The 18567-nt window shown below is 58.7% G+C and carries 23 protein-coding genes and 1 pseudogene; 16 read left to right on the top strand and 8 right to left on the bottom strand.

Going from position 1 to position 18567, the window contains the following annotated elements; translation table 11 throughout:
- Window positions 1-661: 661 nt before the first annotated feature.
- The 3 genes and pseudogenes from NKL06_RS01515 to NKL06_RS01510 form a co-directional block, all read right to left on the bottom strand.
- Complete coding sequence (locus NKL06_RS01515) at window positions 662-964, bottom strand: DUF1330 domain-containing protein (protein WP_023670645.1); 303 nt, start codon at window positions 962-964, stop codon at window positions 662-664.
- A 291-nt stretch (window positions 965-1255) separates the two neighbouring features.
- On the bottom strand, window positions 1256-1399 hold the full coding sequence (locus NKL06_RS32660; protein WP_502902375.1) for an exopolysaccharide production repressor protein: 144 nt from the start codon (window positions 1397-1399) through the stop codon (window positions 1256-1258).
- Window positions 1400-2013: 614 nt separating this feature from the next.
- Window positions 2014-2551, bottom strand: a pseudogene (locus tag NKL06_RS01510) (VOC family protein).
- Window positions 2552-2663: 112 nt separating this feature from the next.
- On the opposite strand from NKL06_RS01510, the gene NKL06_RS01505 reads away from it, so the two are divergent.
- The 3 genes from NKL06_RS01505 to NKL06_RS01495 are packed head-to-tail and all read left to right on the top strand — an operon-like array spanning window position 2664 to window position 3885.
- Window positions 2664-3290: a LysR family transcriptional regulator gene (locus NKL06_RS01505; protein ID WP_023690457.1), complete on the top strand. Its 627-nt coding sequence runs from the start codon at window positions 2664-2666 to the stop codon at window positions 3288-3290.
- Window positions 3196-3564 (top strand): LysR substrate-binding domain-containing protein, encoded by a 369-nt coding sequence (locus NKL06_RS01500; RefSeq protein ID WP_084013112.1) that lies wholly within the window; start codon window positions 3196-3198, stop codon window positions 3562-3564. The genes NKL06_RS01505 and NKL06_RS01500 overlap by 95 nt, the downstream gene beginning before the upstream one ends.
- A 42-nt stretch (window positions 3565-3606) precedes the next feature.
- Window positions 3607-3885 carry a hypothetical protein gene (locus NKL06_RS01495; RefSeq protein WP_023670652.1) on the top strand — a complete coding sequence of 93 codons (279 nt, stop codon included), beginning with the start codon at window positions 3607-3609 and terminating at the stop codon, window positions 3883-3885.
- Window positions 3886-3994: 109 nt separating this feature from the next.
- On the opposite strand, the gene NKL06_RS01490 is transcribed toward NKL06_RS01495, so the two are convergent.
- The 3 genes from NKL06_RS01490 to NKL06_RS01480 form a co-directional block, all read right to left on the bottom strand.
- Complete coding sequence (locus tag NKL06_RS01490; RefSeq protein WP_245261925.1) at window positions 3995-4183, bottom strand: hypothetical protein; 189 nt, start codon at window positions 4181-4183, stop codon at window positions 3995-3997.
- The gene (locus tag NKL06_RS01485; protein ID WP_023690459.1) at window positions 4173-4397 is read right to left on the bottom strand and encodes a hypothetical protein; all 225 of its coding nucleotides are present in this window, start codon (window positions 4395-4397) and stop codon (window positions 4173-4175) included. Before NKL06_RS01485 ends, NKL06_RS01490 begins: the two co-directional genes overlap by 11 nt.
- A 585-nt stretch (window positions 4398-4982) precedes the next feature.
- Entirely contained in the window at window positions 4983-5618 is a 636-nt protein-coding gene (locus NKL06_RS01480; RefSeq protein ID WP_023670654.1) for a class I SAM-dependent methyltransferase, read from the bottom strand.
- Between the two features lie 414 nt (window positions 5619-6032).
- Between NKL06_RS01480 and NKL06_RS01475 the strand changes: the two genes are divergently transcribed.
- Together NKL06_RS01475 and NKL06_RS01470 are read left to right on the top strand one after the other, a co-directional pair.
- Window positions 6033-6191: a hypothetical protein gene (locus NKL06_RS01475; protein WP_245265714.1), complete on the top strand. Its 159-nt coding sequence runs from the start codon at window positions 6033-6035 to the stop codon at window positions 6189-6191.
- A 132-nt stretch (window positions 6192-6323) separates the two neighbouring features.
- Complete coding sequence (locus NKL06_RS01470) at window positions 6324-6536, top strand: hypothetical protein (protein ID WP_023690461.1); 213 nt, start codon at window positions 6324-6326, stop codon at window positions 6534-6536.
- Window positions 6537-7117: 581 nt separating this feature from the next.
- Here NKL06_RS01470 and NKL06_RS32655 read toward each other — a convergent pair.
- Window positions 7118-7342 (bottom strand): Y4oE-related protein, encoded by a 225-nt coding sequence (locus NKL06_RS32655; protein ID WP_084013115.1) that lies wholly within the window; start codon window positions 7340-7342, stop codon window positions 7118-7120.
- Here NKL06_RS32655 and NKL06_RS01465 point away from each other — a divergent pair.
- The 6 genes from NKL06_RS01465 (at window position 7253) to NKL06_RS01440 (ending at window position 12283) form a co-directional block, all read left to right on the top strand.
- On the top strand, window positions 7253-8695 hold the full coding sequence (locus NKL06_RS01465; protein WP_502903719.1) for a pilus assembly protein TadG-related protein: 1443 nt from the start codon (window positions 7253-7255) through the stop codon (window positions 8693-8695). The genes NKL06_RS32655 and NKL06_RS01465 overlap by 90 nt on opposite strands.
- Before the next feature lie 4 nt (window positions 8696-8699).
- Entirely contained in the window at window positions 8700-9140 is a 441-nt protein-coding gene (locus tag NKL06_RS01460; RefSeq protein WP_023807148.1) for a TadE/TadG family type IV pilus assembly protein, read from the top strand.
- Entirely contained in the window at window positions 9130-9540 is a 411-nt protein-coding gene (locus NKL06_RS01455; protein WP_023716265.1) for a TadE/TadG family type IV pilus assembly protein, read from the top strand. Before NKL06_RS01460 ends, NKL06_RS01455 begins: the two co-directional genes overlap by 11 nt.
- 381 nt (window positions 9541-9921) lie before the next feature.
- Window positions 9922-10302 (top strand): hypothetical protein, encoded by a 381-nt coding sequence (locus tag NKL06_RS01450; RefSeq protein ID WP_023690706.1) that lies wholly within the window; start codon window positions 9922-9924, stop codon window positions 10300-10302.
- Window positions 10303-10968: 666 nt separating this feature from the next.
- A complete protein-coding gene (locus tag NKL06_RS01445; RefSeq protein ID WP_156936070.1) occupies window positions 10969-11211 on the top strand; it encodes a hypothetical protein in 243 nt (80 codons plus the stop codon).
- A 703-nt stretch (window positions 11212-11914) separates the two neighbouring features.
- On the top strand, window positions 11915-12283 hold the full coding sequence (locus NKL06_RS01440; protein WP_245261975.1) for a VanZ family protein: 369 nt from the start codon (window positions 11915-11917) through the stop codon (window positions 12281-12283).
- A 646-nt stretch (window positions 12284-12929) separates the two neighbouring features.
- Here the strand turns inward: NKL06_RS01440 and NKL06_RS01435 are convergent.
- Window positions 12930-13202, bottom strand: coding sequence for a hypothetical protein (locus NKL06_RS01435; protein ID WP_023690703.1), 273 nt, complete (start codon window positions 13200-13202; stop codon window positions 12930-12932).
- 320 nt (window positions 13203-13522) lie between these two features.
- On the opposite strand from NKL06_RS01435, the gene NKL06_RS01430 reads away from it, so the two are divergent.
- From NKL06_RS01430 to NKL06_RS01410, 5 genes are all read left to right on the top strand, one after another.
- On the top strand, window positions 13523-13693 hold the full coding sequence (locus NKL06_RS01430) for a DUF1515 family protein (RefSeq protein WP_023673960.1): 171 nt from the start codon (window positions 13523-13525) through the stop codon (window positions 13691-13693).
- A 464-nt stretch (window positions 13694-14157) separates the two neighbouring features.
- A complete protein-coding gene (locus NKL06_RS01425; protein WP_023706251.1) occupies window positions 14158-14913 on the top strand; it encodes a Crp/Fnr family transcriptional regulator in 756 nt (251 codons plus the stop codon).
- Window positions 14914-15487: 574 nt separating this feature from the next.
- A complete protein-coding gene (locus NKL06_RS01420) occupies window positions 15488-15718 on the top strand; it encodes a hypothetical protein (protein WP_023690600.1) in 231 nt (76 codons plus the stop codon).
- A 60-nt stretch (window positions 15719-15778) separates the two neighbouring features.
- Window positions 15779-15961, top strand: a complete 183-nt coding sequence (locus NKL06_RS01415; RefSeq protein WP_245267211.1) for a DUF982 domain-containing protein — start codon at window positions 15779-15781, stop codon at window positions 15959-15961.
- 1140 nt (window positions 15962-17101) lie between these two features.
- A complete protein-coding gene (locus tag NKL06_RS01410) occupies window positions 17102-17980 on the top strand; it encodes a YihY/virulence factor BrkB family protein (RefSeq protein ID WP_286456758.1) in 879 nt (292 codons plus the stop codon).
- The last annotated feature ends 587 nt before the right edge of the window (window positions 17981-18567 follow it).

Below are 18567 nucleotides of genomic sequence, written 5' to 3'. Positions count from 1 at the left end.
ACTCGACGTCGTCCCTGTTGTCCCTGTCGTCCCCGCGAACGCAAGCCCGCTGGAAAGAGCCATCATGGCAGTGGCAAAAAGAAGCCGTTTCATTCTTCATCTCCTAATGGCAAGTAATGTCCCTTCCATTCGATAACGGGGGATGCGAAGGATCGGTTCCAACGCGACCTTGTCTTGACCGGCAGCTTTGGGGCGGCCGTTAGCGGACTGGCAGCCTTCACACGGCGGATCTTCGGTAGCTGACATTCCGGCTAGCGCGGACATCGCCTTCCCCATGGGCAGAAATTAGTCTCCTGGGGCCCGCCCACGTTTCTCTCAAGCCACCGATTTCATGGCCGACAGGTTATCACGATGTGTCTGAAGGTGGAGAAGCTGATCGTCGCCCCTTGGTTGTGCAGCCCTTCAGCCGTGGGCCAACCTCCGAACACCCTTGAAAAAGAACTTGAAGTCGTCCCGCACCAGAGCGAACGTCTTCGGATGATCGGGATAACACGGCGGTCACGAGACACCTGTTCCCGCGTCTTTTGCTCGCTCGCCGGCGCAGCGGCAAATTGATCATAGACGGTACTAAGTGGTCTTGCTGCTCCGGCATCTCGCCGTGAGGAAGAAATGACGCTGAGGATGCCCAACTGTCGTCGGGTCCGCTGGCCGCGCTTATGGGTCACGCGGCAGGCGTTGCAATCCCTTCTAAAGCGATGATCCTGGTGTTAGCGGAACGTTTGCGGATCTCGATCAGCCGGGCGTATTCCGGCGAATTATACCAGCCCATCAATGACGCCATGTCGGGGAATTCGACAATGACCAGTCGGTGTGGATCCCAATCACCTTCCAAAACCTTGGTGGCGCCACCGCGGCCCAGGTACCGCCCACCGTACCGCTCTTCGGTAGCGGGAACGTCCCGCCGATATTCCTCGAACAAGGCAGCGTCTTTTACGTCTACATCCGCTATCAGATAGGCAGCCATCTGTGTTTCCTCCTTAGACCCCGCTCGCCCTCCTCGGCTTCGGCGTCGTCGGTCCGCACCCTAACGACGATCTCCGTGGCGACATCCAGCGCCAGCGCGCTTTTCGATGATTGTTGGCGCTGCCACGGCTTTCCTTCTTTCGCATGGTTCGCAAAGATTAGCATGATCGCTGCTCTCGTGTCTGGCGGTCTCCCTCAAAGCGTCATCGAGCGCCCTTCAGATGAGACACCGCCGTCTCGACAGGTAGGCTCGGCAGTGTTCGGTTTTTCTTCGGTTCTTTTCATCCAAAACTTACTTGTAGAAAAGCGCGAATGAAAATAGGAAATATGCAACCTGAAAGATGATAAAAATCAGCAAGGTCCATGCAAGGGACTTCCAGAACGAATCGGTTGCTAGGTAAGTCCAGGTCGCTACCACGGTCGACGTGGCAAACATCCCAATCAGTAATCGCGGAAAAAACATCATGTTCAATGCCGCCCATAGCTGGACCGACCGGTCTCACGTCTACTCCCCAGAAGAACGTAAGGTTTCACTAAATTAGTAATTGCGCAAGCACCAATGGCCAGAACCAAACCTTCCGAACAGCTTTCCCGGGCTGAAATCGAGCGCTTCCTGGCGGCAGCCGAAGCGCTGCACAAGAGCATATTCGGGTCGCTGTGCGTACCACAGCGAGCATGCCAAGCTCTGTGAGGTCCATCGACCCCTTTTGAAGGCGATCGAGAACATCACCGGCCACAAGGCGCAGTTCATCCAAAGGAACGGGACAGGGCCGTCTCAGCCGCGCGGGAGCCGTCTGGCTAGCCGCCGGTCAAGTCCTATAAGCTCGGATGCGAAGCTTCGCTTCTCTTCCCGCAGGGTATTGCGACGCATTTTAAGCGCTTGAGTTTGCCGACGGTCTTCTCGAAGCGTACACTTTAATACCTGGGGTGGCGAAGCCCGCCAGCCGAGTGGTTGCCCTCCGCTCGCAGCCAACCGGCTCCGTGGCTCGGTGAATGGCTAGCACTGTCGCAGCAGTCCTCCGAACGCAGCCCGCCATGGCGGTGGCCGGCTTAGCAGTCTGATGCCCCCTCGCGGGCGAGATTGTCCACGTCGAGCGGATTGCTGACCAGTTTCAGCGCGCCGTCCGGGTTGCGCGGCCATTCCGCTTCCGGGCGATCCCAATAGAGTTCTACCCCGTTGCCGGGGATCGCGCACATAGATCGCCTCCGAGCCGCCATGGTCATTCGCGCCGGTGAGCGTCACCCCTGCTGCTCGCAGGCGGCGCAGCGCAGCCGCCAACGCCGCCCGTGTCGGATAGAGAAAGGCGACATGGTGTAGGCCCGTCGTGCCAATCGGGGGCGCGGCGCCGCCGCGGCTTTTCCAGTTAGTGAGCGCCAGATGATGGTGATATCCGCCCGCCGCGAGAAAGGCAGCCTCCTCGCTTAGCGACATGGTGACGCCGAACCCGAGGGCACCGCAATAAAAGGCTAGCGATCGCTCGATGTCGGCGACGTTGAGATGGACGTGACCGACCCGAACGCGCGGGTTGATGGCATATTTTTCGACGACGCTGGCGGCGTCATTGGGATTGATCGATTGATCGTTCATGGCCTCCGCTCCCCTGCTGGCGATTTCCACAAGCGAAATCATCGCGCAAATGCATTGCCCGGAAAATATGAGATGACTGGAATGAGCATCCCGTTTTCTGCATAATCCGGGAATGCGCATCGACGAGATATGTGTCTTCATCAACGTCCTCGAGGCAGGGAGCTTTGCCGGCGCGGCGCGCCGTCTCGGCATGCCTGCAACGACAGTGAGCGCCAAGGTCGCGGCCCTGGAGCGACGGCTCGGGCTCTCGTTGATCCAGCGCACGACCAGAAAGCTGCGCGCTACGCCCAAGGGCCAAGCCTATTTCGAGCGGTGTCGCATCGCGCTGCGAGAAATCGAGACCGTCGAAGCTGAGCTTCGCGCAGAGTCGGCGGGGATGGACGGACAGCTTCGGCTGACGGCGTCAGTGGATATCGCGCAGACGCTTCTACCGCCTGTTATTGCAGCGTTCCGTAAGGCTTATCCGGCGGTCGCCGTTGATCTCGTCGTCACCGACCGCGTTGCCGATCTCGTCGCCGACGGCATCGACCTCGCCGTGCGCGTCGGCCCGTTGCGCGATTCCAGCCTGATCTCACGCGCTTTCGTGACGGGTCCTTCAGGACACTTCCAAGGCCTACCTCGGCCGCCGGGGCACACCTGTCTCACTGGAGCAACTCGAACATCACGATCTAATCGCCCTCAGCAAGGCATGGGCGCGACCGCTGCCGATGCTGGCGGGCGACCGGAAGATCGGTGTTGACCTGACAGGGGGCCTCACCTGCGATGATCTGCTAACGGTGAGGGCGCTCGTGGCGATAGGATTGGGCATCAGCTTTCTTCCAGGCTATCTCGCCCATCAGCTCGATCTGGTGCGGGTACTCCCCGAACTGCGTTCACCGTTTACCGGCCTAGTCTTTGCTTATCCGGCACAGAAGTGGGCGCAACGACACCGGTCGCACCTGGTGCAGATGTTCGACAGCTCCGTGGTGCGCGGTCATGTCTCGGCGGTAGGGGCAAAAGGGCCTAGGCGATAAGATAGGTATTGCCCTGCGGAATCGGGTGGGATTCTAACTGCGATGACACACGAATTGCTTGCAGACGACGGTTGGGCCGAGACGATTGAGCTTCTCGGCGGCGAAGATTTGCTTACGCGGAGCGCCCGCGAGACGAAGGCGTTCCTGCGTCCGCAGGGCGTTCAATCGGCGCCCGATTTGTTGCGCCTGACGCGCGGCGGCTTCTCGACCAAAATCCATCTGAAGACACCTAACGCGTTCATTGGACAGCGACCCATTACTTGGCCCGCCGGCTCATGTTGGCGGGCTTTTTTGCGTCAGTCGGGAACAACCTCGCTCTGAGGCTGTTCGTTCACACCCGGCTCGTTCTTCAGCGATTCCTGCCGGTGACCAAGATGTCCTCTCCACTCGTCATGGTCGGCCCGCGCAGCCTCGGAAGCAGGCGCGGGCCTCATTCGCCGTCATTGCTGTGTGCTCGGTGCGCAACCGCTTCTTTGAATGCGCGTGCTGCTGCATCGCAAGCGACACGTGAGGAGCCGTTCACGGACAGGATGATTTCGGCTGCCTTCACGGTCAAACCGTGTTTTTCGGCGAACTCTGCGGCTGTGTATGCGAGTTTTGTTTTTTCGCTACTCCGCATTTCTGACTCCATAGATCTCTTGCGCCTCGTGCAAGCTCTGTCGGGCCTGTTGCAGTGATCGATGCAAGTTCGCCAGCAATTCGTCGGCGTCGGCCGTCGGACTGCCTTCGTGATCCAGTAAGCCGACGATAATATCCTGCTTGGAAACGATGCTCTCGTTGTGAACGAGTTGGCCCATAAAATATATGAGCCGGCTCTGTGCCGGTGTGGGCATGGGCCTTCTCCCTGGTCGGGCGAAAGCCTGATGATCGCTCCCAAGCGCCTCGTGCCTGTTTGTTTTTGATTTTTCGAGGCGACCGCAGCAGTGTGCGCTCGTTAGCAGGCCATGGCAACCGGCCAGGCAATTGCAGCATCCACGCTGCGCACGCCGCCCTGACCGCGCGTGCCGGCCCCTGGCGTCGCTCGGCCGCTACTTCAGTGTTTCCGGTTGACAATCGTGGTCGGCGCACCGCATTTTCGCATTGAGGGACAAACGTGGGGAACCCTGCATGAAGAAGCCTTATCAGAAGCCGGAACTAAAGAAGCGCGAGAAGCTCTCGGCCGTAACGGCTGTGTGCACGCCATCAACCTGCACCGATGAGTGAGAACCTTTAGGCCCAAGGCGCTTTGCCGAAATTCGCTAGAGAGGGACTGCAGTGAAGAAAGAATACAGCAAGCCAGTACTGACCAAACGTGGGCGTCTCAGCGCAGTGACGGCGCAATTGGCACCCAGTGTTGAACCCAGAGGAGCCTAGGCAAACCCCTGCAACAAAGCCAGTTGGCTTCGGCGGCGGGCTTTTCCGCTTCCAGGCGCCGAAACTTATCTTCGCGTGCCTGTCACAACGAGCCATGCGGTTTCCGTGCTCGGTCTCCGCACTTCAGGGTCGCTGAACCCTGCCTCTCGCAAGGCAGCAATGACCTCATCCGGCTCGCGAGGTGTAAAAATATCGGCCGGCATGTTCATCCGGTCCATATGTGCCTTCGGGAGGAAGCCAAGCACGACGCGACCGCCTGGTTTGAGGACGCGATGGAGCTCTGCGGATCCAGCTCTAAGGCTTTGCCAGAAGTACACTGTGTGGACGCTGAGAGCCTTGTCGAATGTGCTATCCGGCAAGGGCAAGTCCTCGACTAGCCCGGTTCGGAACTCGGCTCGTCCGACGCGCACTGCATCGGCGAACCGGTGGGAGGCAGCGTTCACGACATCCTGCGAGCGGTCAACACCGCAAACGAATGCTGCCTCACGGATAAGTTGCGGCAGTAAAACTGCGCCGCCGAAACCGACCTCCACGGCACGATCTACCGGGACCAGGTGCACTTGATCGAGAGCGTAGCCGTTGAGCCGGGCATTGCCCCGGTTCATTCCGGCCCGGACCAGCCAGCCGCCGGTTCGGTCGGCCAGGACAGTGGTTTCGCTATAAATCGTGGCGCCATCCGATCCCACCCATATTCGGGTCATCTAGCCACCATGCGCCTAGAAGCGGCCGCCCCGCAAACGCTGCTTCGATAGCGATGACCAGTTGGGTTGTGCTGCGCTCTTAGGCGTCGCATTCCAGCGGCTGGTGGTCCGGTTGCTCGTGCCACATCACCTGGCGGAAGTCGCGACGGTCTACCTTTTGCGCGCAAATGGGGCGCGCATAGAAATGCTCTTCCCAGTCAGGTCATGTGGCTTGCCGGGGATGGGCGGTCCGAGGTTGGCTATTCTGGCCGTGCCCGACCGAACCCGTCGTAGCGGCAAAACTTCTGCAAGGCGTGCCCGTTGTCCGATCGCCCGCTCGCATTTTTTGTACCATATATTCGCGGCTTCCATTAGCATCCCCTCATGGCAACTCTGCGGTACGGCGTAAGGCGGGAACCGGATGGGACGTGGACGGTGTTCGACGTGTTCACCGGGCTGCCGGCTATTGTAGCGGGCCACCCATCTGTCGACCTTCCCGACATGGAGTATGCCGAAGAGCTGGCGGCCATCCTGAATGCCAACGACCTGAAGCAGAGGCTATCTCAAGGGAGGTTCCCCGGAGGGTTCGCCTGACTGAAGTGGCATTAGCCCCCGTTGTATGCCCATCCAGGATGGTTCGTCCGATCCGAGCAAGCATTTGTTATTGATCTACCGACTACGACGGTCTTAAATCGACTTGCCATTGCGTTTCGTAGGGAGGATGTGATGAGCAACGTGGTGTCAATTCGCAAGGCCACGCCTCGCGTGGAAGTGGTCGGAGCCAGTGGCGAATGGGTCGTCCGCATCATAGAGACCGACCAGGAAATTACACGCTCATTCGGCCTGGAATCGTTTGCGCTGTCCTTCGCTGAAGGCCAGCGGATACGGCTACATCTCGACAAGGTTGTGCGGCTTCAGGACCCTCCTGCGGCTAGGTAACCTCAGTACCTGGACGGTGTTGGACGATTCCATGGCTGGTGAGATGCTTGCGGTGTGACGTCTCTCGTCCGCCGGACGCAAGGGCGGCGGGCACCTTTTGAATTGACAAGGCGCGGGCTGATTGACAACCTTTGGCTGTAAATGCGCTTTGCCTCAAATTTCCACTGGAGGGACTGCATGAAGAAAGAATACAGCAAGCCAGTACTGACCAAACGTGGGCGTCTGAGCGCAGTGACTGCGCAATTGGCACCCAGTGTTGAACCGCGATCCACATCCTAAGCAAACCACGGCCCTGCAACAAAAGCCCGCTGGCTTCGGTCGGCGGGTTTTGTTCTGACGCGTGGTAGGAACCGGCGATGAGGCTGTTCCTCGTCGCACTCGTTGTTTTGTCTTTGATGGCCGTCGGCTTCTGGCTGGCGGCCCAGTTGTTCCTGCCTCACTGATCGAGCTCCAGCGGCTCATGATCTGGTTGCTCGTGCCACATGACCTGGCGGAAGTCGCGCTTGTCGACCTGCTGGCCGCAGATCGGGCATGGGTGAAATCGATCGTGCCCGTCCTGCGGTTGGTGTGGCTTGCCGGGCTTAGGCGGTCCAAGGTCGGCTATTCTGGTCATGCTCGAACGAACACGATTTCGCGGCAAAAGTTCCTTCAGTTGCTCTTCTCAGTTGGTGAAAGACATCGCACCAAAAGCGATAGTCATCTGGTCGACCGTCGAAATGAGCCTCCAAAGCGCACTGCGCCACGGCGGTCGCCGCTTCCAACCCGTAGAGATCGACCGCAGATTGAGCGGCCTGATCTCGGTACATGCGAGGCGAGGAGGAATTGCAGCGCACCTATTTCGTCTGGCAGGTCGGACTTCATCGAATCGGAATGGGTTTTTTACACATTCGTTTATCTATTCATGGTTTCTAATACATATGGCATCCAACGCGTTCACCCGGATCTGGTTTGCTTTGAGCCGCCTAAGGCGCGCCACGAACGGTAACGTTGCCGTCATCGTTGCCTTCACCTTGCCGGTCGTGGTTGGCGGCGCCGGCCTCGGTGTGGAGACATCCTTCTGGTATTACAGCAGCCTTAAGCTGCAGGCCGTTGCCGATGCCGCGGCCTATGCCGGTGCGCTCGAGAAAGTCGCGGGTTCCGATAACCCGACCATCATCGCCGCCGCCACGCAGTCCGCGACCTCGAACAATTTTGCCACGCCGGGCACGATCCAGGTCAACACGCCGCCATTGTCCGGCCCGAACACCGCAAAGAAGGCGGTGGAGGTCATCGTCAAGCAGAACCTAGATCGCTACTTCACGGCGATTTTCAACCAGGCGCCCGTTGCCGAACAGGCAAGGGCGGTGGCGCTGATCAATGACGCCTCCAAGGCTTGCGTGCTGGCGCTCAGTCAGTCGGCCTCCCAGGCTGCGCTCTTTTCCGGCAACACCACCGTCAACCTCACCGGCTGTTCGGTCATGTCGGACTCGATTGCCTCGGACGCCATAAAGACGCAGGGCTCGGCGGTGCTCAAGGCCGACTGCCTGATCACGGTCGGCGGCATGGTGCTGAACAATCCGGCGACCACGGTCTGCAAGTCCAACATCACCCAGGCCTTGCCGGCAGCCGATCCTTTCTCCAGCCTGGCGGCGCCGACGGCCGGGAACCCGTGCAAGTCTGTCAACGGCAACAAGACGTCGCAAACACTCCAGCCTGGCACCTACTGTAGCGGCATGAGCCTCAGCGGCAACGTCACCCTGCAGCCCGGCGTCTACGTCGTGCAGGGCGGTATGAAGGTCAACGCCAACGCGGTCGTCGCGGGCAGCGGGGTAACCATCTTCATGGCAGGCAGCAACACTGTCAGCATGAACGGCAACGCCAAGGTGACGCTGAGCGCGCCTACCTCCGGAGCCTATTCCGGCGTGCTGTTCTACGGCGACAGGACCGGGACTGCGGCACAGAGCACCTTCAATGGCACAGCGGACTCGCTTTTGACCGGCGCCATCTATTTTCCCAGGCAGCAGGTCAACTATCTTGGCAACTTCTCGGGGAACGGTGGCTGCACTCAGGTCGTCGCCGACACCATCCAGTGGTCAGGCAGTACGACCATCAAGCAGGACTGCACCAGCCTCGGGATGAAGAACATTCCGGCGACGCAATCCGTTCAGCTCGTCGAGTAGCGGGATGGGTGGGCGGACCTTGCGCATTGTCCTGGACAAATCCGGGATAGCTGCCGTCGAGTTTTCCATGTTGCTGCCCATCCTGTGCCTCGTTTGCCTCGGCATCGCCGACGGCTGGTCCTACGTAACGAGTTACCTGCAGATGCGCGCGGGCGTTAAAACCGCGGCCAATCTCGTAATGGCCGGCGCGTCCAATGACACGGGAACGCAGGCGGTCGCGCTTTCGAGCTGGAACGACAAGCCCGAGGACGCCGCCGTCGTGCTGATCCGCTCCTATTTGTGCGGCGCCACGGTCGTGGATGAGACCACCATCTGCGGCGGAACAAAGCTGCCGACTGTCTTCGTCCAGATAACGGCCACGGGCACCTGGGTGCCCCCGTTCAACTTCGGTGTTTTCCCGGACCCGCGCGCGATCAGCCATCAGGAGGTGATCCGTGTCCGCTGAAAGGATCGGATCCAGGTGGCGCCGTGACTGCTCCGGCGCAGCCGGGCTGGAATTCGCCTTGATCGCGCCTTTCCTGGTGATGCTTTTGTTCGGAATCTTCGCCTTCGGCTGGGCCATGAATGCCGTGTCGACCGTCCGCTATACACTGGAAACCTCTTCTCGGGCGCTGCAGCTGAACAACACGCTTTCGCAGAGCGACATCCAGGCCATCGCCACGCAGAAATTGGTGAACCTGGGTCTGCAGAACGTCATTGTGACGATCGCGATCGACCCTGCCAGCGGCGGCTTCAAGATGGCGCATCTGACCGCGAGCTATGCCTTCGTCATCGCTTTCCCGTATTTCGACCAGTATCCGATAAATTACGCCACGACCGTCACGGTGCCTCTGGTTGCTAGCTAGGCGTACGACCGGCTTTCGTTGAGTTGGCGGCCCTGTATTCAGCTTCCCAAGGCAATGCGTCGAAGTCGGGCTTGTGCCCCGCTTCACGGTAGGCGGCCTGAGTGAGGAAACCTGCTTTGTCCCGCTCCACAACGCAAACAAATGGCGGAGTGCCCGGGCACCTATAAACGCCTACAGCTTTTTCCATGCAACAGGTGTGCTACGGGTGCTCGGAGATGTCGTCCTTCATTACGATGACAGAACAAGAGCGAGGACAGCAGCGGCCCGGCATCACTGAAAGGGTGCGGGTTGGTAAAATTCGTACAACTCTTTTCATTGCGGAGAGAGTTTCGGCGAGCTTATTAATGTGTCGTTTGCCATTGCCTTTTCTGGGAGGCTGCGATGGTTGCAACGCCCATAGATATCGCTCGAGCGGCCACTACGGCCACCTTGCTGATGCGCCAGAAGTCCATGGCGGAACCCGCCACATTTCGCCGGGACATGGATCAATCGCGCAGGGCCATCCGAGCCTCACGCGAGCTTCTGAAGCGCCTTGGTCAACGTCGTCGCGACGTGGCGCTAGGCTGGGAAGATGCCGACCCGTCTACTGTTGCCGTCTCCGCCTTTCAAGCCGACGTTCTCCGATGTGCATTCCGAGCCCTAGTAGGGGAAACGGGTACGCCTGAGTGTCAATGGCGCGATTTAGCCAAGGCCCTGGTGCGCGATTTCACTGGGTGCGAGCTGATCGAAACTGGCTTGGTGGATTGGATCGTCAGCAAGTAGCCGCTGCCCGCCAGCGGCCCAGCAGCGGTCTGCGGGGACTTTGCAGCGGACGCGCTGGGCCTGACCGGTGGGGCGGTGTGGTATCCGCCGGCTGGCGAACATATGCGCCTCCTGCCAACGCCAGCGAAACATCCAAACGAACGAGGCGATCTAACCGCGATCTCGCCATCCAAGGCCAACACATAGGCCGATAGCAAAGGCCTATAATCGCTGAGAGAACGAAAATGGCCGACGCCATGGTTGGGGAACCCGGGTGGGTAGGCGCCGGCCACAAGCGGAACAAGCCCGCCGCGCCACACACATGGCTGATTTGTCATCACGTGGTTATGGTGTTCGCGCAGGGCTGCACCAGCGGAACTTAGTAAACGCCGCTTGGTAAGCGATCCTCGACGCGATCGTTCATCGCCACGACGACTTGGGAAACTTGACGGCTGCAGCCTTCTGCCATGTCAAGCTCAAGTCGTTAACAGCGGCCGCCCGGTCATGAGCAGGCATGCGCCCATCCTAGCATATCGCGCTGCCGGTTTCGCAAGGCGCAGCAGCAAGGGGAGGCGACCAGAGCCGATGTGAAGGGGACTAGTCAAGCTAATATTCGCTTGCGCTAATTTAAATGTGCCGTAACGTCATGCTCAGCATTTTTGGGGAGGAGCAACGGTGGGGAGTATGATGAGAGTAGCTGTGTTTTGCGCGGCGATCGTGATCGCTGGGACTGGTGTCGCTATAGCCAAGGAGAAGAAGGTGGTGGTGAGTGACGCCACGGACCTTTGCTCTACGAAGCACTCTGCCAAGAAGCAGGTGCTCGAACTGGACTGCAGGCCGACCGGAACCGCCAAATTGCCGGCCGATGGAACGCCGGAAAAGCCGCGCCTCGGATACGACACCGATCCGTGGCTGGTTAAAGGCCTTTAGAGACTAGCCGCTGGCAATACAGCGCAGCTAAGGGGAATGTGCGCTGGCGGTGAAGCCTTCTTTGTTCTCTCATCGGTGGAACATTGTCGCCTGGAAACGCTTCGGACGGTGCACTGCCCCATCAGTGCAACGTTCCCTTCCTTGTTTGCACTGGCCGGCTGCCGAAAGGTGGCCGGCTTTTTTGTATATAACCGCGACCTGATGTTTGGGATTGTTGATGGACAGCCGCGAGTGGCCGCTGCTGGCCTAGCGTCTAGGATTGGAATATGTAGAGGCGAGATCACCAAGGCAGGGATGACCAGACTAAACAGCGGTTTCGTCTTTTAGCCGCGACGCCGGCGATAATTGAATTCAGAAGGGCGTCGGCCCGGCTGCACAGCTGGGCCAAGGCTGGAAAGAGTTCCGCTCCCGCCCAGCACGATACGCATCGCACCTGGGCGCAAGCGGTACCAATGGCTCGCCTATTCCGCCGCGCCTTTTCGGCAGGAAACCCTCGGCCTCATCACAATGGAGGGCGACATTCGCAGCGCCCTATGGAACCATCCAGAGTGACATAGGCTGTTTCATGGAACTTCCTGATGACATCAGGAGGCCTGTTAAGCATGCCAGTTGTTCGCGCTCGTAGCTCAGATGCAGGTTGGAGCTCTGCCTAGTGCGCCAGTATCGGAAGCGAGAACTAGGAACCGGGAGTGCTGCGGATAGATTGCCGCAGTCGAGCTTTTATCAGAGCATGGCAAGGGCTGCCTTTCTCTCCACGTTGGCGGTCGTCCTGTTGCTCGCGCTATTGCCAGACCACTTGCTGCACGCGTTGGCCTTTACGTCTCATCACGACAAGCTCAACCACGCCGCCGCGTTCGCCACCTTGTCGGCTTTGGGTAGCCTCGGCTGGCCCCAACAGGTGGTCCGGCTGGCGGTTCTACTTGCTTTTACGGGCGCAGCGATCGAAATCCTTCAAAGCGTCACAGGGCGTGACATGAGTGTCTTCGACTGGTTTGCCGACTGCGCCGGAATGGCATACGGGCTGAGAACCATGAGCTGGGTGAACGAGATTCTGGGCGAACCGGTTATTTGATCGCCACAGCTCCGCCTTACCGCCGCCGTCTTGGCCCACTTGCCAGCCTCACGCCCGCGGCCGCCTTCGAACCCTCGCTATTTTTAATTTCCGACGCAAAGGCCGATGGGTTTCAGGGCCGCTCACCATTTAGACTTAGGTCCGATTCTTTCCCGCAAATGGCCGAATCCGGAAACATTTCTCCTTCTACTTTGTTGCAGTGGCCGTGCCGCTGAGGAGAACATGCACAGTGCCTCTATCAAATGAACTGCGCGACGTACCTTTAGAATTCCAATGCCCCTCCTGTTCACGCCCTATGGTGAGAAGGGGATCCTGGCTGAAAACGATTGCCGGTTTCAAATGCGATAGTTGCAGGTCCAGAGTGCGGATCGGCTACGAAGAGAAGCTGGCCATATTCGACCGGCACCTTAAGCGAGGCGCGCCGGATCTGGGCCGACGACCAATGGAGTGCGATCCCGGCAACGGTTCCTGAGAGTGTGTCGGCAATTCAAGCTCCAACTGCTTGCGGTCTGCCGCAAGTCCAAGCTTTCATCTGGTCGCAGGGTCAGGCGGCTCTTTCGTCCGCACGGAACCGATGATGGCGAGAGGTTTCGATGCGTCGGAGCACCGAGCAGGTCTACACGTTTTTCGTAGCGACCACCAATCTCTAGCTGACCACTTCAACGCTTTGACGAGGTGCGAGCAACTTGATTTTCAATAGTCTTTTTCGGGCCAACATGCGCGCCGCCTCTGCGATGCGGCCTCCGTAAGCATCGGCGACGAATGATAGCGTCGACAGGTCAATAATGAGGTCGTCGATCGCGCCCGCCAAGACACTGGACCCGCGCCCAAATTGATGCACCAGCGCCCGCACTTCCTTAAGTGCCGTCGAGGCTTCACCCGCATCCAGCAGCGCCTCGATGTCATCGAAAATCTGCATCCCGACCCTCCCGCTTGAAAACGATGGCAATTTCGCGCGAAAAGAAAGCGCCTGCCAAGGTGCTCGCGCACGAAGGCGGCTATTCAGACAACAAGAAAGCCCTGGTGGACCCACGATGAAGGGCGTCCATGGAGGGCGTTCAGCGAGACGCAACCGAGATCCGGCGCGACATTAAACGACAGCGATGCTTGAGCCGCGCTCTCTTACGAGCAATCCGAGCAGCGCCCAGCCGCCAGCCGATCGAAGATGTACGCCAAGACCGACAAGCTGGTGCAGCGTTTTGCCAAGGCTGAAGACGCGGTGAATCGCTCAGCGAAGACATGACCGGGGTGAAGGCGGCCACTGCCGAGGTGACCCGGTGGAAGTTGATGGGCCTCGGCGCATTCGGCTCACTGCATCGCAGCGGCGGCGCTCGCGTCGCTAGTTACGCCCTATTGGTCCTATCTGGCGCGTGCTGCGTGGCGGATCACGAGTTCTATCCGTGCTGCTAAGTCAGCAGAATTCCACACCACCTCCGGATAGGCCGTCTAGATCCGGTAACCGCACATTCTTGAGCACATTGTACGATTGTTACGCAAAGCAGCGGCCGCATCGACTCTCATCATCTTGGAACTACATTGCCACAATGGCACAGCTCTTTGAATCCGCCCCAGTGAGCGCTTCATTTCAGATGATCGTGGACCACTATGAGACAGCGGTTTCACTCCAGGAGCGCATTGTGACTCGCGCTCGACAAGTCGGCTTGTCAACGAAAAGCGATGACGAATTCCTGGAGTATCTGAATGCCGTCTTAGCGCGGGCGCGCCAAAGCTTGGCTCGCGCTGATCAACGCAGTTGTTAATAAATGGGACATCCGCGGCCCGCAGGCATACAGTGTGCTATCGACGGCAACTCTAAGGGCGTCCGTCGGCTGTGAGCGATCAACATGCTTCCGCCCCAATAGGGAGAGGGAGCTATGACAGACTCCAGTTCACGAACTCACACTGCCGCGCAATGCGACACCCGCCAAAATTCCATCTATCGCAATTCGCTGCTGCTTCGAATGTGCTCGGCAGATTTGGCCTTGCTGCAACCTCATTTGGAAAGCGTCTCCCTTGGACTGAAGACGCATCTCGAAGTGGCGGGGTCTCCAATCAGAACCGTGTACTTCTTCGAGAGCGGTCTCGGGTCAGTGGTGGGCGAACTGCGGCCTGGTATTGAAGCTGAGATCGGAATCATAGGTTGTGAGGGTATGACCGGCTCAGCGCTTATCATGGGCGATGACCGGTCAACGCACGATTGTTACGTCCAATTAGAGGCCCGAGCCTTTGTTATCGACGCGGGCCTCTTCACCAAGGCGCTTTTGACAAGCCCAACCCTGCGAAGTTTTCTGCTCCGCTACGTTCACTACTTTCACCTCCAGGCAAGCTTCACCGCGCTCAGCAATGCCCGGATGAACATCGTCGACAGGCTCTCAAGATGGCTGGTGATGTGCGATGATCGCGTCGACGGGAACAGCTTTGCGATTACGCACGAGTTCTTGTCAGTTATGCTCGGTGTCAGGCGGCCCGGCGTCACCATAGCGCTGCAAACCTTGGAGGGCCAAGGTCTGATACGCTCAATGCGAGGAGAGGTAGTCATTCTTGACCGAGCGCGTCTGATTGCGCTGGCTGATGGGTCATATGGCAGGGCTGAAGCCGAATACGCTCGGCTAGTCGGCAAACTGCATTGACCCCAGACGCCGCGCCCGTGGCACTATCCTGAGTGCCCCTGCAACGGAGCCCGCCGGCTGAGCCACGGTGTTTTTGCGTCAGGCGGGAACATTCCCGCTCTGAGGCTGTTTGGCCACAGCTGGCTCGTTCTTCAGCGGTCCGTGCCGGTGACCAAGATGTCCTCTCCACTCGTCATGGTCGGCCCGCGCAGCCTCCGAAGCAGGCGCGGGCCATCCCTGCAGCGTCGCCAGACGTCAGCGGGCTTTTTATCATTCGCCGTTTATCATGGAAGATTTGCAAGTTCGCGCCTGCGACGTTGCGCCATTGGATCAACACGTCCATGGGACGATCATCAGGCCTCCGCTCGAAAAGCCGGGTATAGAACTCCTCCGCTTTGTCCATCCTTGGCGAGCACGGCGTAAATTCCTTGGATTTGCATTCAAAAATTGATTCCACCCATAATGAACAAAGGGCGGGTCCCGTTCCAAAATGGGGTGTTTGCGGCAACCTGCTTTGTACGTTTCCGGCTCTTGCCTTTTTCGGAAAGTGACCCACAGAATAGCTGGTGAGGTTCTATCTCTCTGGGAGGATGGGATGGACGTTCAAGCACCTGTTCGGCCTGTGCAGCAAACGGCCAAGGAGCTGGTCCGCGAGGTCCTGTTGGGTTCTCAACCGGGCAATATAATTTCCCTGAAGGCGACCATTGCAGCGGTGCGCGAGCGCGGCCATGATCTTCGTGAGACTGACTGCCAGTTGGTCGGAATGATCGTCAATTCAGCCTCCGTTTGGGGACTGTTCATCGCCTTTGACGTTCGAGAGGCTTGATGCCCCACCGCTGGTTCAACCCTCCGGTTTATGTGAAGACTGAGCGCCCGGGGCTTCGCCTTGGTTGTCAACCGAGTTGATGCCGCCGCGGAGGAGCTTCTAAAGTGGTCCAATCGTGGCCCCAAGTGGCGGCTGGCGGCTGAGGCTTGCCTATCTGCGATGGATGGCAAAATGCCGGGTAACGACTTCCGGCTGCTGTTCGAAGCCGCAGCCGATGAAGAGGAGATGCTACTGCCGGATTAACAACGCTATACGGACGGGACCATGCGCGTCTGTTCGCGTTGGCGGTCGGCGAATTAACTTGAATAATCTGACGCAAACGGCTGTGGCCATTGCTCTGTTTTGACCTTTTGTGTTACCTATTGTGCTTCGTTCCCGAGCTTCCTTTTCGATCCCTTGAAGAATACCGGAAAGAACGGGTTCGCGATGTCCGACACCAGAACAATAAGCGAATCGGAACGACCCCGGCGAAAATCAATTGCTTGTCGATTGAACTGAAATCCGATCGACCTTACAGCCTCGTTCACGCGGGTTCGGGTATCCTCCCTCACGTCGCCTGTACGCTCGAATTTCTGCTTTTGGGATCCGCTGGGGCCAGCTCAAAGACCGACGAGGCGCTTAGCCGACTGGCGGCTCATCACGAGAGCGGTCCGGCAGCTTTAGGAGTAGTAGATTTGCAATATGGGTGCCAACTATTCGTCCCAATTGGGACAGGCTGCGGCCGGCAAGCTGCGCCTAGGTCTCACAAAAGGCTCAGGCGTTGGCATCGGAAAAGAGGCGGCTGCTAATTCTGAATGACCGATATGAGGCGCATGCGGTCCGGCAGTATATGGAACGAGAGCAGAAGGTCTGCTTCTGGTGCAAACCAGCGGAAAGGTGCCATTCCGCTGGTGGCGCGATCTTGGCCGCAACGACGTTGGTTGCCGCTGCCTGAAAGCAGACACGGTGGTACCGCGTTGGCAGCTTTGGCGCCTCAAAGCGATATTGAGGCTCAGGACGGTTTTAATCTCACCTCGACCAATCAGCTTGGAAAAGCGGCGATAGTCCGGATGCTCGTACCGCCAGCGGCCGGCGGAGATCGCAGGATGCACGCCAGCTTCCTGCGCCGCCTCCAACACCTCCTCCGTGCTGTTGTCCTTGTCGGTGCAAACGAGCCAGCCTCCGCTTCTATGGTTTCCGAACGAACTAAAATGATCTTGAGAAAACCATTATCAAATGCGCGTCCCGAAATGGGGGCGAAGGCGATGCGAGCGCATCGGAGCGGAAGTTCTATGCCGGCGACCCTCCGCGGAAGTCGGTGCGAAACTCCTGCCACAGCCCGCAACCGGAACATCACATGTGCTGGTGCATTGCTAGTGAACGCCAATTCGACTGGGGCGCAAAATGCATCGCGCGATCACAAATGCATGGGCAATGGTGCGAGAAGCCGTCGTTGGGTTCGTCAACGACAATGCTCTCAGCCATGGCGCAGCAATCGCTTTTTATGCCACAACATCGTTGGCGCCAATTCTGCTCATCGTGGTTGCAATTGCGGGTCTCGCATTCGGTCACGAGGCAGCGCAAGCGGCATTGTCCGCCCAAATCACAGGGATGATGGGTACAGAAAGCGCAAATATCCTGCAAACCGCACTGAAGAGCGCATCCGAAAAGCCATCCGGCGGCACTTGGCCGGCGGTGATTGGCATCATCACCTTGCTTGTGAGCGCTTCCGGGGTCTTCGGCGAAATACAGCAGTCTTTGAACATGATATGGAAGGTCGAAGCGCAGGGAAGTTCGTTGTCGCGCCTGGTGCGCGCACGTGCGGTAAGTCTGGGACTGGTCACCGCACTTGGCTTCATGTTGCTCGTCTCTCTAGTCGCGAGCGCGGCGATTTCGGCCCTAGGCAACCTCATCAACGCACAGTTGCCGTTCGGGACACTTGTCCTGGGCGTTATCAACGCGGTCGTTTCTTTTGTCCTCCTCGCAGCTATTTTCGCTGCCATCTTCAAGATCTTGCCTGATCGAACCCTGGAATGGCGGGATGTCTGGATTGGCGCTGTTGTGACTGCTGCCCTGTTCACGCTCGGGAAATCGCTTATCGGTTGGTATATAGGCTCCAGCGCGGTCGCGGCCTCATATGGGGCCGCCGGTGGGCTGCTCGTCATCCTGTTGTGGGCTTACTACTCGGCGGAAATTTTTCTTTTTGGTGCGGAAATCACTCGCGCCTATTCCATTCGACACGGCAGCAGGTCCGATCAGGAAGCTGTGCTTCACAATGGTTGACCTGCAAGAGATGCCACTATCGCCGGCTGATCCCCGGTCCTGATCGCGTACTCTGATCAGGTCTAGGCTCGCCGGGATCGAGGTGGTTGGGGTCTTCGCCCGGCGAGCTGTCCACCTGCACGGAAAGTACTGGCCGTGGGTTTGCCCATCAGCCGTGACTTATGCAATATCGGTGCGGTTAAGCCCACAAGCATGCCCAACTGCACCGGCCATTCCCTACGGCTGCGTATGGTCTTCGCGCTCGGCAATTTTTTCCAAGAGCTTCCGTGAAGCCTCTAGGACACGGCGCGTCTCTTGGATGGTCGATTGTAGGGATTCAAGTTCTCTCTCCGCCCATCGCTGGCTACGGCGGGCGCCTTCGACGAACTGGTGGTCAGATTCCCATTTGTCTTTCATGCCTCTCAACGAGCGAGCCGGGGAACTCGTTCTAGTATACTCAAGGCCGATTGCCCGCTGGCTCACGCTGGCGGGCTTTTTTGCGTCAGTCGGGAACATCCTCACCCTGAGGCTGTTCGGTCACACCCGGCTCGTTCTTAAGCGGTCCTGCCGGTGACCAAGATCGCCCCTCACTCATCATGGTCGGCCCG

The organism is Mesorhizobium sp. C268A (genome assembly GCF_040324475.1).
In the GTDB taxonomy this organism is placed as follows: domain Bacteria; phylum Pseudomonadota; class Alphaproteobacteria; order Rhizobiales; family Rhizobiaceae; genus Mesorhizobium.
The sequence above is the reverse complement of the archived record's forward strand: the minus strand, read 5'-3'. Positions and strand labels throughout refer to the sequence as shown.

Coding starts and splice junctions, on each gene's coding strand:
- NKL06_RS01515 (WP_023670645.1), bottom strand. CDS start 964: ATGGCTGCCTATCTGATAGCGGATGTAGACGTAAAAGACGCTGCCTTG.
- NKL06_RS32660 (WP_502902375.1), bottom strand. CDS start 1,399: ATGTTTGCCACGTCGACCGTGGTAGCGACCTGGACTTACCTAGCAACC.
- NKL06_RS01505 (WP_023690457.1), top strand. CDS start 2,664: ATGCGCATCGACGAGATATGTGTCTTCATCAACGTCCTCGAGGCAGGG.
- NKL06_RS01495 (WP_023670652.1), top strand. CDS start 3,607: ATGACACACGAATTGCTTGCAGACGACGGTTGGGCCGAGACGATTGAG.
- NKL06_RS01490 (WP_245261925.1), bottom strand. CDS start 4,183: ATGCGGAGTAGCGAAAAAACAAAACTCGCATACACAGCCGCAGAGTTC.
- NKL06_RS01485 (WP_023690459.1), bottom strand. CDS start 4,397: ATGCCCACACCGGCACAGAGCCGGCTCATATATTTTATGGGCCAACTC.
- NKL06_RS01480 (WP_023670654.1), bottom strand. CDS start 5,618: ATGACCCGAATATGGGTGGGATCGGATGGCGCCACGATTTATAGCGAA.
- NKL06_RS01470 (WP_023690461.1), top strand. CDS start 6,324: ATGAGCAACGTGGTGTCAATTCGCAAGGCCACGCCTCGCGTGGAAGTG.
- NKL06_RS01465 (WP_502903719.1), top strand. CDS start 7,253: ATGAGCCTCCAAAGCGCACTGCGCCACGGCGGTCGCCGCTTCCAACCC.
- NKL06_RS32655 (WP_084013115.1), bottom strand. CDS start 7,342: ATGTACCGAGATCAGGCCGCTCAATCTGCGGTCGATCTCTACGGGTTG.
- NKL06_RS01460 (WP_023807148.1), top strand. CDS start 8,700: ATGGGTGGGCGGACCTTGCGCATTGTCCTGGACAAATCCGGGATAGCT.
- NKL06_RS01450 (WP_023690706.1), top strand. CDS start 9,922: ATGGTTGCAACGCCCATAGATATCGCTCGAGCGGCCACTACGGCCACC.
- NKL06_RS01445 (WP_156936070.1), top strand. CDS start 10,969: ATGAGAGTAGCTGTGTTTTGCGCGGCGATCGTGATCGCTGGGACTGGT.
- NKL06_RS01435 (WP_023690703.1), bottom strand. CDS start 13,202: ATGCAGATTTTCGATGACATCGAGGCGCTGCTGGATGCGGGTGAAGCC.
- NKL06_RS01430 (WP_023673960.1), top strand. CDS start 13,523: ATGACCGGGGTGAAGGCGGCCACTGCCGAGGTGACCCGGTGGAAGTTG.
- NKL06_RS01425 (WP_023706251.1), top strand. CDS start 14,158: ATGACAGACTCCAGTTCACGAACTCACACTGCCGCGCAATGCGACACC.
- NKL06_RS01420 (WP_023690600.1), top strand. CDS start 15,488: ATGGACGTTCAAGCACCTGTTCGGCCTGTGCAGCAAACGGCCAAGGAG.
- NKL06_RS01410 (WP_286456758.1), top strand. CDS start 17,102: ATGCATCGCGCGATCACAAATGCATGGGCAATGGTGCGAGAAGCCGTC.